This window comes from Vibrio sp. 1562, assembly GCF_033340155.1.
In the GTDB taxonomy this organism is placed as follows: Bacteria; Pseudomonadota; Gammaproteobacteria; order Enterobacterales; family Vibrionaceae; genus Vibrio; species Vibrio alginolyticus.
On the sequence record NZ_JAWOVY010000030.1, the window covers coordinates 1 to 14,273 of the forward strand.

General features: G+C 46.5%; 12 protein-coding genes. 3 read left to right on the forward strand and 9 right to left on the reverse strand.

Translation table 11 applies throughout. From position 1 onward, the window contains the following. Positions 1 to 313: 313 nt before the first annotated feature. From fre to trxA, 6 genes are all read right to left on the reverse strand, one after another. A complete protein-coding gene (gene fre, locus R7Z49_RS21025) occupies positions 314 to 1,027 on the reverse strand; it encodes an NAD(P)H-flavin reductase (RefSeq protein WP_005382872.1) in 714 nt (237 codons plus the stop codon). 14 nt (positions 1,028 to 1,041) lie between these two features. Beyond that, positions 1,042 to 1,311 (reverse strand): 2Fe-2S iron-sulfur cluster-binding protein, encoded by a 270-nt coding sequence (locus tag R7Z49_RS21030; RefSeq protein WP_009696789.1) that lies wholly within the window; start codon positions 1,309 to 1,311, stop codon positions 1,042 to 1,044. Continuing rightward, positions 1,308 to 3,161: a 4-hydroxy-3-polyprenylbenzoate decarboxylase gene (gene ubiD / locus R7Z49_RS21035; RefSeq protein WP_005382877.1), complete on the reverse strand. Its 1,854-nt coding sequence runs from the start codon at positions 3,159 to 3,161 to the stop codon at positions 1,308 to 1,310. The genes R7Z49_RS21030 and ubiD overlap by 4 nt, the downstream gene beginning before the upstream one ends. Before the next feature lie 91 nt (positions 3,162 to 3,252). Further along, a complete protein-coding gene (locus R7Z49_RS21040; protein WP_318111982.1) occupies positions 3,253 to 4,245 on the reverse strand; it encodes a hypothetical protein in 993 nt (330 codons plus the stop codon). A gap of 106 nt (positions 4,246 to 4,351) precedes the next feature. Then, positions 4,352 to 5,611 carry a transcription termination factor Rho gene (rho, locus tag R7Z49_RS21045; RefSeq protein WP_005378757.1) on the reverse strand — a complete coding sequence of 420 codons (1,260 nt, stop codon included), beginning with the start codon at positions 5,609 to 5,611 and terminating at the stop codon, positions 4,352 to 4,354. Positions 5,612 to 5,807: 196 nt separating this feature from the next. Then, complete coding sequence (gene trxA / locus R7Z49_RS21050) at positions 5,808 to 6,134, reverse strand: thioredoxin TrxA (protein ID WP_004745500.1); 327 nt, start codon at positions 6,132 to 6,134, stop codon at positions 5,808 to 5,810. A gap of 111 nt (positions 6,135 to 6,245) precedes the next feature. Here trxA and rhlB point away from each other — a divergent pair, with 111 nt between their 5' ends. The 3 genes from rhlB to R7Z49_RS21065 all read left to right on the forward strand — a co-directional run bounded on the left by rhlB (position 6,246) and on the right by R7Z49_RS21065 (position 10,901). Then, complete coding sequence (gene rhlB, locus R7Z49_RS21055; protein ID WP_250654332.1) at positions 6,246 to 7,571, forward strand: ATP-dependent RNA helicase RhlB; 1,326 nt, start codon at positions 6,246 to 6,248, stop codon at positions 7,569 to 7,571. Between the two features lie 20 nt (positions 7,572 to 7,591). Beyond that, positions 7,592 to 9,085: a guanosine-5'-triphosphate,3'-diphosphate diphosphatase gene (gene gppA / locus R7Z49_RS21060; RefSeq protein WP_005382885.1), complete on the forward strand. Its 1,494-nt coding sequence runs from the start codon at positions 7,592 to 7,594 to the stop codon at positions 9,083 to 9,085. A gap of 172 nt (positions 9,086 to 9,257) precedes the next feature. After that, positions 9,258 to 10,901: a sugar nucleotide-binding protein gene (locus R7Z49_RS21065; protein ID WP_017633802.1), complete on the forward strand. Its 1,644-nt coding sequence runs from the start codon at positions 9,258 to 9,260 to the stop codon at positions 10,899 to 10,901. A 222-nt stretch (positions 10,902 to 11,123) separates the two neighbouring features. Here R7Z49_RS21065 and R7Z49_RS21070 read toward each other — a convergent pair whose 3' ends face one another. The 3 genes from R7Z49_RS21070 to recQ all read right to left on the reverse strand — a co-directional run bounded on the left by R7Z49_RS21070 (position 11,124) and on the right by recQ (position 14,183). Next, entirely contained in the window at positions 11,124 to 11,798 is a 675-nt protein-coding gene (locus R7Z49_RS21070; protein ID WP_005378770.1) for a 7-cyano-7-deazaguanine/7-aminomethyl-7-deazaguanine transporter, read from the reverse strand. A 234-nt stretch (positions 11,799 to 12,032) separates the two neighbouring features. Beyond that, a complete protein-coding gene (locus R7Z49_RS21075) occupies positions 12,033 to 12,338 on the reverse strand; it encodes a DUF3630 family protein (RefSeq protein WP_005378772.1) in 306 nt (101 codons plus the stop codon). Between the two features lie 9 nt (positions 12,339 to 12,347). Continuing rightward, complete coding sequence (gene recQ / locus R7Z49_RS21080; protein ID WP_005451195.1) at positions 12,348 to 14,183, reverse strand: ATP-dependent DNA helicase RecQ; 1,836 nt, start codon at positions 14,181 to 14,183, stop codon at positions 12,348 to 12,350. Positions 14,184 to 14,273 lie beyond the last annotated feature (90 nt).

Genomic DNA, 14,273 nt, shown 5'->3' on the forward strand with positions numbered 1-14,273 from the left:
TGATAGGTCTATATTGTTAAAGAGCTTGCTTTGCGAGAAGTTTTTCTCTCAAAGCGGAGGTGCATTCTAGCGATTTAATTGACAGTGTCAAACACTTTTTCAATTTTATTTTTCGTAGAAGCTTTCACCTCTCCGACCCTGCTGAAGCCTTATCGCGTCTTCCGTGTCGGTGGATGCGCATTATAGGGAACTCAGATCCGTTCGCAACCCTTTTTTGAAAAAAAATGGAAAAAAATGACTGTTCGATGACTATTTCATCAAAAAAGCAAAAAAGAGGGTAAAAAACCCTCTTTTTCTGCCTTAAAAGCCGTATTTAAATGAATGCGTACGCGTCCGCGAACATACGTTCGCTCTTCGCTTTCTTGTTCTGAGTGAACTGTTCACGTGCTGCGCCAGCCATTTCAAAACGACCTGCAATATAGATATCGTAGTTTTCTAAGCTTTCGAAATCTTCAGCTACAGCTTGTAGCACGTTACCAACTTTACCTTGCCAGTCTGCAGGAGCTTCTTCTACTACTGGCACAAAGTGAACATTGGCAAACTTGTCGGCAATCTCGACCAGTTCGTCTTTAGCATAAAGCTGGCAGTTATCGCGCGCCCCCCAATATAAATAGATAGGATTGGTTTTATTCTGCGCTACGCAGTGATCCAGAATCGAGCGAACGTAACTGAAGCCTGTACCACCAGCAATTAATAATAATGGGCGTTCGCTTTCTTCTTGAACCCAAGCATCGCCATGTGGCGCATCAATTTCAATCTGACCATCAGTTTCAAGCGCCGCTTGCATTGCTTCGACAACTTCTTGTGCATAAGCGTTGTGTTCCGCCGCACCGATGTGCAGTTCAAGTTCACCTTCATGACGACAAGGGCTGCTTGCGATAGAGAAAGGACGTTTGTCTTTTTCACCCATCACCACCATTAGGTACTGACCCGCTTTAAAAGGCACTGGTGATTCTGGATGAAGAAGGATTTGGTAAGTATTACAAGCTAACGGCTGAATAGACTTTACTTTACATTGGATGGTCATGGTGTTCCTCTCGCTTACTCGTCAAAAGTAAGCACTAAATTACTTTCTGTATAGGCTTGGCAAGGGAATATCCAGCCTTGCTGTTGCTCTTTTTCGGTTAGCATCGGTTCGAGGTGATAGCTCACCTCGCCCGTTAGCTTTTTACACATGCACATGGCGCAAGCGCCAACTTGGCAACGGTGCGGGAAACGAATATTGTTGTTGAGCGCAGCTTCCAACACCGTCTCCCCTTCTTTTACTTGGAACGTAACGTCCATTGGTAGAAGGTGGACTTGATGACTCATAGAATACCTAACTGGTCCCAAATCTCATCGACTTTAGCCACAAGTTTAGGATCTTTTTTGATAGGCGTGCCCCACTCGCGCGTGACTTCAGATTCGAACTTGTTGGTCGCATCCAGTCCTAATTTGGATGAACTCTCAGTCTTACCAAGCACTTGAATCGTGTCTCTATCTGGGTCCATTCGAGTTGTCACCGCCCAAATGATGTCATTCCAATCTCGTGCGTTGACGTCATCGTCGCACAAAATAATGAATTTGTTATCCGTGTACTGAGCAAAGAAGTCCCACAAGTATTCCATCAATGCTTGAGATTGACCGGCTTGGTCTTTCTTCATAGTCACGACAGCAAATTGGTTGTTTGCTGTAACTGGAAGATAGACGTCAACAATCTCAGGGCGTTGCTGTTTCAACTCATTCAGTTCTGCTTCGGTAATCGCTTTGCTGTCTCGCTCAGTGACCTCGGTTCGCGTCGCCAGCTCGGCATCCCATTTAATGGTCGCATCTAAGCCCATTTTGGAGCCAAGCCCAACCACAGGTGAAGCAAAGTCGAGCGAGTCGATTGGCGTGTTATCTATCATCAAAGTATCATGTACAGGGTCCATATGCTCTGACATGGCTTTAACGACATCATTCCAATCTCGTGCGTTTACCGATTCATCGCACACAATAACAAACTTGGTATACATGAATTGACGTAAGAAAGACCACACGCCCATCATTACGCGCTTGGCATGTCCTGGGTACTGCTTCTTCATGGTGACGACGGCCATTCGGTACGAACAACCTTCTGGCGGTAGATAGAAGTCTTCAATCTCTGGGAATTGCTTTTGCAGAATAGGCACAAACACTTCGTTTAATGCCACACCCAATACAGCTGGTTCATCTGGCGGACGACCTGTGTAGGTGCTGTGATAAATAGGGTCTTTACGCATAGTAATGTGCGTAATAGTAAATACGTGGTGCTTTTCTTTTTCGTTATAGTAGCCAGTATGGTCACCGTAAGGACCTTCATCAGCAAACTCATTCGGGTCGATATAGCCTTCCATCACGATTTCCGCGCTTGCTGGCACTTCCAAATCGTTGCTGACTGACTTCACGACTTCCGTTTTGCTTCCACGTAGCAAACCTGCAAATGCGTATTCCGATAGCGTATCTGGCACTGGTGTTACTGCGCCAAGAATGGTTGCTGGGTCTGCACCAAACGCGACCGAAACTGGGAAAGGTTTACCTGGGTTGGTTTCCATCCAATCGCGCAGATCAAGCGCACCACCACGATGGGCTAACCAACGCATGATGATTTTGTTCTTGGCAATTTTCTGCTGACGGTAAATGCCTAGGTTCTGACGTTTCTTATTTGGACCTTTGGTTACGGTTAAGCCCCAAGTAAGCAGCGGCGCTACATCTTCTGCCCAGCAGCTCATTACCGGAATTTTATCCAAGTCGACTTCATCACCTTGCCAAACAATGTCTTGGCATGGTGCTTTACGTAAACGCTTAGCCGGCATGTTCAATACTTGTTTGAACACAGGCAGTTTTTCTAAAGCGTCTTTGAAGCCTTTTGGTGGCTCAGGTTCTTTTAAATAAGCCAGCAGCTTACCGACTTCTCTTAATTCTTTAACATCTTCACGTCCCATACCGATTGCGACACGCTCTGGTGTACCAAACAGGTTAGTCAAAACAGGTACGTCGTAGCCGATTGGGTTCTCAAACAACAGCGCAGGTCCACCAGCACGCAAGGTGCGGTCGCTGATTTCTGTCATTTCATAAGCGGGATCAACAGGGTGAGTGATGCGTTTAAGTCGACCTTTCTGTTCTAGGTGGTCGATAAATTCGCGTAAATCCTTAAAACTCATAGGCCTTCATGCTGGCTGATTAAACTGTCCGCAGTATAACAAATAGGAGGACGCTAAGATCCTCCTATTTTGTGTGGGTATGTGAGCAAGATTACTTTAATACTTGTTCAATCTGCCGAGTCTTTATCTGATGGTTCGAAGATACTAACTCTTCCAACCAGGTTTGATGCCCTTGTTGAGCAAGCTCTCGAGCAACCATGGTTGCTTCTTCTGATAACGCCATTTTTCTAACTAGAAACTGCTTTACTTGCGGAGATAGAGGGTTAGATTTTGTAAGTAGACTAATAGCTTCTGGCTTGAGTGATGGGTTAACTGTGGCATTCATCAATTGCTGAATGGAAAAAATGTCTCCAACCGCAGCTAAACGCTCAAGTTCGGACTGGCTGTTGTAATCGGCTTTCATCCGCCAGAGTAAGTTGTACACTTCCTCATCCTGACTAACTTGTGCCAACCTGACTATCACGGCCGTCGAGGGTAACCAACTGGTCACATTTGCTTTGGTTAACTGGGCCGTTAATGCAGCAAGCGCGTTGGGTGATAAACTGTCTAACTCTCGAATCAAAAGCGCTTCACGCGCTTGAGCTTGTTGAGATGGCCCTGTAAGCCATTGCTTTAAGTTAAGCTCTCTTCGTTCAGCTTGTAAGACAAAGTCCAAGGTACTTTGGTCTTGTTTCCAACGCTTAATCAAGCGACTCGCAATAACGGGAAAGTTAAAAGCGGGTACACTAAATTCATACCCATCACCTCGCTCTAACACTTGATAAGTCGGGGTCATACGGATCTGGGACTCAACAAACAGAGCCATTCGAGGCGTGAGAATCACGTCTTGCTTTTCAAGCTTTTCCAACAATTGAAAGCGCACCACCTCTTGTTGAGGCAAAGCAAGTCGATCAAGGGCAAATTTAAGCGAGTCGACTTCATCTCTGACAGCGTAATCAAGCAGTTCAGAGACTTTAGTCTGTATTTGAGTATCCTGAAGCCACTGTTCTACTACAGACTCATGCATTTCCTTGGCAGATAATGTCGCAGATAGAGTGATAAGTGACAAGCTCAGGAGTAATGACGACAACATTCCTTGTTGCATGTTAACCTCCCGATAACATTTCCTTCATTCTGATACTTCTATCGGGAGAAAGCAATAAAAAAGCCACCGATATACGGTGGCTTTTCGCAGAATAACTTATCTGAGACTATTGACGACGCATCGCATCGAAGAACTCATCGTTGGTCTTCGTCATCGCCAGCTTATCGATTAGGAACTCCATTGCGTCGATTTCGCCCATTGGGTGAACGATCTTACGCAGAATCCACATCTTCTGTAGTTCGTCAGTCTTCGTCAGTAGCTCTTCACGACGTGTACCTGAGCGGTTAAAGTCAATCGCAGGGAATACACGCTTCTCAGCAATCTTACGGTTCAAGTGCAGTTCCATGTTACCTGTACCCTTGAACTCTTCGTAGATAACTTCATCCATTTTAGAACCAGTATCTACTAGTGCCGTTGCGATGATAGTTAGGCTGCCGCCTTCTTCTACGTTACGTGCAGCACCGAAGAAACGCTTAGGACGATGTAATGCGTTTGCATCCACACCACCTGTTAGTACTTTACCTGATGAAGGCACTACGGTGTTGTAAGCACGAGCTAGGCGAGTGATAGAGTCAAGCAAGATAACTACGTCTTTCTTATGTTCAACAAGACGTTTTGCTTTCTCGATCACCATTTCCGCTACTTGTACGTGACGAGATGCTGGCTCATCGAAAGTCGACGCAACCACTTCACCTTTAACTAGGCGCTGCATCTCAGTTACTTCTTCTGGACGTTCGTCGATAAGAAGAACCATCAACTCACACTCTGGGTGGTTGTACGCGATGCTTTGCGCGATGTTTTGCAGAAGCATTGTTTTACCCGCTTTAGGCGGAGCAACAATCAGACCACGTTGACCTTTACCGATTGGCGATGCCAAGTCTAAAACACGTGCTGTAATGTCTTCTGTTGAACCGTTACCACGCTCCATAACCATGCGCTCATTCGCATGTAGAGGGGTAAGGTTTTCAAATAGGATCTTGTTACGGGCGTTGTCTGGTTTATCGTCGTTAACGGTATTGACTTTTAGAAGGGCAAAGTAACGTTCACCGTCTTTTGGTGGACGAATTTTACCAGCGATAGAGTCACCAGTACGTAGGTTAAAGCGACGAATCTGACTTGGTGATACGTAGATATCGTCCGGACCCGCAAGGTATGAACTATCTGCACTGCGTAGGAAACCAAAGCCGTCTTGCAGAATTTCCAGAACCCCATCGCCAAAGATGTCTTCGCCGCCTTTCGCGTGCGCTTTTAAAATCGCGAAGATGATGTCTTGTTTTCTTAAGCGAGCTAGGTTCTCTAATCCTAAGCTTTCGCCCAGTTTTACAAGGTCAGACACAGGTCTGTTCTTCAGTTCGGTAAGGTTCATGGTGGTGGATTCTTGTTTAGTCAAAATAAGATCTGTTTTCTAGTTAAGATGGATTTGGTCTCAGGATCGACCAAGAAGAGAAATTTGTTCAATTAACGCGCGATAAGTTAGCACTAATTAGTATTCTAGTCCAGAGTTAGAAAAACAAAACCGTGCATTGTAACTTTGCACGGTTTTATCTGTAATCACTTGGTGATTATAAGTTTGCGTCTAGGAACTCTTTTAGTTGAGTTTTAGACAGAGCACCTACTTTCGTTGCCGCTACGTTACCATCTTTAAATAGTAATAGCGTTGGAATGCCGCGAATACCAAACTTAGGTGGTGTACCTGCGTTATGGTCGATGTTTAGTTTACCGATAGTGAGTTTGCCTTCGTACTCGTCTGCGATTTCGTCCAAAATAGGAGCGATCATTTTACAAGGACCACACCATTCTGCCCAAAAATCCACTAGAACCGGGCCTGCAGCGTTGATTACATCGTTTTCAAAACCGTCATCAGTTAGCTGCAAAATCTTATCACTCATCTTCCACTCCAATGTGTTTTTCGAAACTGGTTGGATGATAACCAGTAATTAGATGCCCTATTGGAATGTATTTACTTTCGTATTGCAAGCTTTAGCTGATATTCTATAGCCATGAAAAAGACGCATATCACAGAGCAAAAGTTCGCCGATTTGGGCTTAAAGCCCCAAGTTATTGAAGGATTGGACAAAAAAGGGTTCGAATTTTGTACCCCTATCCAAGCCTTGGCGTTGCCGGTCCTGCTCACCGGCCAAGACATCGCAGGCCAGGCCCAAACGGGTACTGGTAAAACGCTCGCGTTTCTTACTGCTACGTTCAACCACCTTCTGACGACTCCGGAACATGAAGGTCGTAAGCCTACACAGCCACGCGCAATTATTATGGCGCCTACACGTGAGCTCGCTATTCAGATTTACAATGATGCAGAATCATTAACTGAAAGCACAGGTCTAAAAACCGCTCTAGCTTACGGTGGTGAAAGCTACGACAAGCAACTTGCGAAACTGCAAGACGGCGTAGATATTCTGATCGGAACAACAGGCCGTATCATCGATTTCTACAAACAGCGCGTATTTAACCTCAACAACATTCAAGCTGTTGTTCTGGACGAAGCCGACCGCATGTTCGATCTTGGCTTTATTAAAGACATTCGCTTCTTGTTCCGTCGTATGCCTGAGCCAAAAGAGCGTTTGAACATGCTGTTCTCAGCAACGCTGTCTTACCGCGTTCAAGAACTGGCATTCGAACACATGAATACTCCTGAGCATGTCGTTGTCGAACCAGAACAAAAAACTGGCCACCGTATCCAGGAAGAGCTTTTCTATCCTTCGAATGAAGACAAAATGGCGCTGCTTCAAACACTAATTGAAGAAGAGTGGCCAGATCGCGCTATCATTTTTGCCAATACCAAGCATAAGTGTGAATCGGTTTGGGGACATTTGGCTGCCGATGGACACCGTGTAGGCCTTCTTACTGGCGATGTACCGCAGAAGAAGCGTGAGAAGATTCTTGAGCAATTCACCAAAGGTGATGTCGACATCTTAGTTGCAACTGACGTTGCAGCGCGTGGTCTGCATATTCCTCAGGTAACGCACGTTTTCAACTACGACCTTCCTGACGACTGTGAAGATTATGTTCACCGTATTGGCCGTACTGGTCGCGCTGGTGCGAGCGGTCATTCGATCAGTTTTGCTTGTGAAGAGTACGCGGTTAACCTACCAGCAATCGAAGAATACATTGAGCATACAATCCCAGTTTCAGAGTACGATTCGTCGGCACTGATTCAAGATCTACCAGCTCCGATTCGTATGCGTGCACCACGCAACCAACAGCGCCGCACGAATACTGGCGGTACCCGTTCTGGTTCTGGTTCTGGTAACCGTAAGCCGCAGGGACGTCGTCCACGCCAACCGCGTCAATCGGCACCAAAACAATCGTAATAGGAAACTGAGTTCGTTTTATGAGTCAAGCAGGATCATCACCGCTATATGCCGCCATCGACCTCGGGTCGAACAGTTTTCACATGCTCGTTGTGCGTCACATCGATGGCAGCGTTCAAACAATGGCTAAAATTAAGCGCAAAGTTCGTCTAGCAGCGGGCTTAGATGAACATAATTCTCTTAGTATGGAAGCTATGCAGCGAGGATGGGACTGCTTAAGTCTATTTGCGGAACGCTTGCAGGACATTCCTAAACAAAACATTCGCATCGTCGGTACTGCAACATTACGTACCGCGACCAATGTAGATGTGTTTTTAGAAAAGGCTAACCAAATTCTAGGCCAGCCTATCGAAGTGATTACTGGTGAAGAAGAAGCTGCCACTATCTATAAAGGTGTCGCTCACACCTCTGGCGGTAGTGGTCGTCGCCTTGTAGTCGATATCGGTGGAGCAAGTACCGAACTGATTATCGGGGAAGGTTTCGAAGCCAAAGCACTGACCAGCTTAAAAATGGGCTGCGTGACTTGGCTTGAAAACTTCTTTAAAGATCGCCAATTGAATGCTCGTAACTTTGACGCGGCAATTGAAGGAGCGAAACAGACCATCCAGCCGATTTTAGAACGTTATACAGAAATTGGTTGGGATGTGTGTGTTGGTGCATCAGGCACTGTTCAGGCATTGCAAGAGATAATGCTGGCGCAAGGCATGGACGAAGTAATCACTCACTCCAAACTCAAGCGTCTACAGAAGCAAGCCATGTTGGCCGACCATTTAGAAGAGCTCGATATTGAAGGCTTAACACTTGAGCGTGCATTAGTGTTCCCTAGTGGCCTCTCTATTTTGATTGCCGTTTTTGAATTGCTTGAAATCGATGCTATGACACTGGCTGGCGGCGCACTACGCGAAGGCTTAGTGTATGAGATGGTTGAAGAGCTTCGTCAAGAAGACATTCGTGCCCGCACTATCGCTAGCGTACAAAATCGCTATCAGCTCGATCACCAATACGGCGAACAAGTCGCTACTCTGGCACACACGCTTTTACAGCAAGCTGGGGGCGATGAGTGGATTACAGAGCCTCAGGGCAAGATATTACTCGAGACCGCCGCAAAACTGCATGAAATTGGCTTAACTATCGATTTCAAAAAAGGCGGAGAGCATAGTGCTTACTTGCTACAGAATTTGGATCTGCCTGGTTACACGCGCGCACAGAAGTTCTTTATTGGTGAAGTGGCTCGTCGCTATCGCGAACAGCTCACTTCTTTACCTGAGCAGCATGCATTATCAGGCTCAAGTGCCAAACGAGTATTGAGACTGTTGCGTCTTGCGGTTCTACTCAGCCATCGTCGCAATCCTGATCTAGAGCCAAATGTGACTCTAACAGTTGAAGGCGACAATCTAACGTTACACATTGATGCGCAATGGCTAGAGAAAAACCCACTGACTGCGGCTGAGTTGGAAATTGAATCCAACCGTCAGACAGACATCGGCTGGCCATTAAATATCGTAGCAAAATAAGCGAATATCACTGCCTTACAATACTAAAGCCCAGGCGTTCGCTTGGGCTTTTTTGCATCTACTTCCCCTACAAAACGTGCTGCCCAGCAAAAATCTCAGCTTCTCCGCTCTACATCGAAAAACAGCCATGCTTTATTGATAAGCACGATTTAGCCAACCAAGATGCACCATAATGAAAACCGTTTTAATGACTGGCTTAACTGGCACCCTCGCCCCTAAAGTTGCTCATCAGTTCCACCTCCGTGGCTGGAACGTATTGGAATGGAATCACCACCAAATCCCACCAGATGATCCACAGCAAAGTGAGCAATTTTGGCAACAGCACCACATTGATGCGGTGTGCCACATGGCGATGGGGAGTGAAGCGTGGGCAGCGTGGCTTGGTGAGCACTGCAAACAGCGCAACATTCCTTATCTTTTTGTCAGTACAGCAATGGTATTTGATGCCACAAAAAATGGGCCTTATGGCATCTTTGAAGAAAGAAACACCCAAGATGAATACGGCAAATACAAAGTTCGTTGTGAAGATGCAATCTGGCAAGCAAATCCAGATGCGATGATTGCTCGAATTGGTTGGCAGCTCCATCACCAAGCAGAAGGCAATAACATGTTGGCGCATCTCGACCGCCAATATGAAGAGAACGGCGTTATTACCGCTAGTACAGTTTGGTATCCCGCGACTTCTCATATGGACGATACTGCACTCGCCTTTTTGCAGCTTATTGAGCGGAACGAAGCAGGTTTATACCATTTTGATAGCAACTTAAAGGATAAGTGGAATTTCTACGAACTCGTTTGTGCACTCAAGCAGCATTACAACAAGCCATGGCAAGTGCTGCCAAGCAATGATTATCACCATGACCAACGTCTAACAGATGAACGAATTGCCTTGCCGCCATTGAGTGAACGTTTCAACAAGCCAGAGCAAATCAAACAAGCTGGCATCATAGGAATCAACTGGGGACGCACGCACATTCCCCACTATCGAAACAATGGTGTATCGGTCACAACGTTATGCGCCAACCAAATAGAACCGCTTCAGCAAGCGTGCAGTGAGGAAGCAATCCCAAAGGCAGAAACGAACATCAGCGCACTCAAACTACTTGATGTCGTGACCATCGCGACACCTGCGCATACTCATGCAGAGATCATAAAGACGTTAGGTTCAACCAAGCTTATCTGTGAAAAGCCATTGGTGGGATTGAATTCTGACATAACTCACTGGCAGCAACCGAACGCCAACCTATTGGTTAATTACGCCTTTGCTCAGCTTAATACCGCCAAGACGATAGAGAAGTGGCTCACTTCGCAAACCCAACCTTGTGTGGTCAATCTAGTCACCCAAGTTAACCTACCGGGCACCTTCACGCTCAAAGAGTGGTTTCTTGAAACTGCCAGTCACCCTATATCTTGGTTGCTGCACTGCTTTGGAGACTATTATCAATCGACACTGGTTGAGGAAAACGGCCAACTGATCGTTGATCTGCAATGTGGCGACCACCAGCTAAGGTTTGTATTTGAACTAACAGGTGAACCGGGCATCGAGCACAATCTAACGATTCAATCCAACCAGACCTTAACCAGCAAAGGCTACTACCGTGTCGGAGAAAAATGGCGTTTCGAGCCCATTCTCGTTAATGGCAACGCGATAAATGATGGAGAGTACAGCGAGTCTGATTGCTGGCAGGACGCCAATCAACGCAGTGTCGGTTTGATGTTGGCGATGTTCAATCAAAGCATCAGCTGGGATAACGGCCTGCAACTTGGCGCCTTCGATGCGCAAAAAGCCATTTTGATTGAGAAGATGCTCTGTTAGCCATTTCACCAGCGAGCTTCCTCTACGTGCCGTACCTTCGATTAAAAGGTCTCACTCGGGACCTTTTTTACTGCTCATTTTTACCTTCGTACAGCTCAGGGAGCTTTTGGACACCCATGATCTAATTGCTCCCCACGCTGTACAAAACCCTCTAAATCCCAGTAAGCAGGTACAAAAAAGCCGCTTGATTTAAGCAAGCGGCTTTCGGGGTTCCCACTGATATTAAGACTGAACGCTTGTCGTCACCTTAAAGTCAGGGTTCACCGCAGTCAGCTTCTTAATTAGGTAATTCAGTAATACGCCGTACATCGGAACGAACAAACCAAGACTGATAATCAGTTTGAAGCCGTAATCCACCAGCGCGATTTCCGTCCAATGCTCTGCCATAAATGGATCTGGGCTTTGATAGAACGCAATGGCGAAGAAAGCGATGGTATCAAGTGCATTACCGAAAAGCGTTGAACACGTTGGTGCCACCCACCATTGCTTCATTTGACGTAGGCGGTTGAACACGTGCACATCCATGATCTGACCAAGTAGGTACGCCATGAAGCTAGCAATCGCGATACGAGCAACGAATAAGTTAAATTCCCCTAGGTGACCAAAACCTTGGAATTGACCTTCGAAGAACACCACCGATAAGAAGTAAGACACTGCCAAAGCAGGCAACATCACTAAGAAGATGATCTTACGCGCCAACTGAGCACCGAAAATACGCACCGTTAAGTCAGTCGCTAGGAATATAAATGGGAAAGTGAATGCGCCCCAAGTGGTATGGAAACCGAAAATAGTAAACGGTAGCTGAACTAGGTAATTGCTAGATGCAATAATGACTAGGTGGAATAGAACCAGATAGATAAGGGCGTTGCGCTGCTGCGCAGGGGTAAAGTTACTCATGCGATACCTTTTTAGTTTGGTTTGGGGGTGAGGGAACCCAAATCGAGTCACTGAATAAAGTGGCTCTTACCAACAATGTAAAATGAAAAATAAACTGGCTTGGCTCTTTCTGAGCGAAGCGGTGGGCGATTATACATTAACCACTTTTCGCCGCAAGTCGTCTGTTTTACGCAAACGCTTGAGCATAAAAAAGGGTGTTTCATGTGAAACACCCTTTCAAGAAAAGTTCTATTTTTAGAAGCCGCGTTGAAACAATCCTGCGAGATAATCCAACTCTTCCCTGCTCTCTTCAATCGCTAACGCTTCAAACCAAATCGCTTCGCTGTAATGCTCTGCTTTCATAAACAGTCGGCAACCTTCAAAGTCGATCAGCCAAGAGTGAATGTCCGCATCCCACTGCTTTTCCACCACAGTAGCAGAAAGCAAGCCGACTAAACGCTCACCTAAAGCAGGAAAGCTATCAAGGTCAAAGCTCGGCGCAGTAATGATTAAGCGACCTTCTTGTGCCATGTAGTCCGCTAAGCCAAATTCCTTTTGCATCTTGGTTCCTTATCCGTGGTGAGTAATGTGTTCTTGAATCAAATCAAGGAATGGGTCGGCGTACTTCTCTAGTTTGCGCTGACCAACACCGCTGACTGCCAGCATTTCGCCGTAAGACGTTGGCAGAATTTCCGCCATATCAATCAGAGTCGCATCACTGAAGACCACGTATGGTGGCAAACCATCTTCATCAGCAATCGACTTACGCAGCTTACGTAACTTAGCAAACAGCTTTTTGTCGTAGTTCTTGCTGGTCAGTTTATCTGATTTCGCCGCACGTGCTGCGGTGTCTAAACGCGGAACCGCTAACTCTAGAGTCACATCGCCACGCAACAACGGACGCGCCTCTTCGGTAAGTTGCAACGTTGAGTTACGCGTGATGTTTTGGAACAACAGCCCTTTGTGGATTAACTGACGGAAGATACTCACCCAGTAATCGTGGCTGTGATCGCGCCCTATCGCGTAGGTAGAAATCTTATCGTGACCGTTTTCACGTACACGAATGTTTTGCATGCCACGTAGCACTTCTACCACGTAGCCCATACCAAAGCTCTGATTCACTCGGTACACACAAGACAACGCCTTACGCGCTTCTTCCGTGGCATCAAAGTGTTTCGGTGGATCTAAGCAAATATCACAGTTGCCACATGGCTTCTCACGATACTCACCAAAGTAATTCAATAGCACCTGACGACGACAGGTTTGCGCCTCAGCAAAGGCACTCATCGCATTCAGTTTATGGGTTTCCACCTGCTTCTGTGGACCATCGTCTTTCTCATCCAACATACGACGCAGCCAACTGATGTCCGCCGGGTCATACAACATCATCGCTTCGGCAGGCAAACCATCACGCCCTGCACGACCGGTTTCCTGATAGTAGGATTCGATATTGCGCGGGATATCAAAGTGAACCACAAAACGCACGTTTGGTTTGTTGATGCCCATACCGAATGCCACGGTCGCCACCACGATCTGGATATCATCGCGTTGGAAAGCTTCTTGAACGTAAGCGCGCTCATCGGCATCCATACCTGCGTGATAACCAGCAGCACGAATGTGGTTGTTGCACAGCTTCTCGGTCACCATCTCAACTTTCTTACGGCTACCACAATAGATGATGCCGCAATTCCCCTTTTGGGTTTCAAGATAACGAACGATTTGCGAAACCGGCTTGTGCTTCTCAACTAAGTTGTAGCGAATGTTGGGACGGTCGAAGCTGCCTAGGTAAACCTCTGGATTATTCAGTTGCAGGCGTTCAAGAATATCTCGGCGCGTTGCGTCATCTGCTGTCGCCGTCAGCGCCATAAATGGCACATGGGAAAACTGCTGCTTAAGCTGACCAAGCGCGGCGTATTCTGGCCGAAAATCGTGTCCCCACTGGGAAATACAGTGCGCTTCATCGACAGCAATCATCGATAGCGGCAAGTTTTCCAAGCGCTCAATGAAATCACGCATCAATACGCGTTCTGGTGAGACGTACACCAACTTAAGATGACCAGTGTGCATGCGGTTATATACGCTGAGCAGTTCTTCACGAGGCATGGTCGAGTTAATGCATTCAGCCGCTACACCGTTGGCTTTAAGCTGGTCCACTTGGTCTTTCATCAGCGAAATAAGCGGAGAAATCACCAAAGTAATACCAGAGCGAACCAAAGCAGGGATTTGATAACACAGCGACTTACCGCCACCAGTAGGCAGGATAACTAAGCTGTCGCGACCTTCTACCGCAGCATCAATCACCAACTGCTGACCATCACGGAACTCTTGGTAACCAAACACATCCTCCAACACACGTTGAGGCGTTACAGGCGAATCAGATTGTTCGGCTAACAAGGTCGAGGTCATGAAAAGTCTCAGATTGGGTCTTAAAAAAGAGGTGCTTATGCATACCACTGGCACACAAAGTGAGGGCACATTGTAATGGGGTTTCATGGT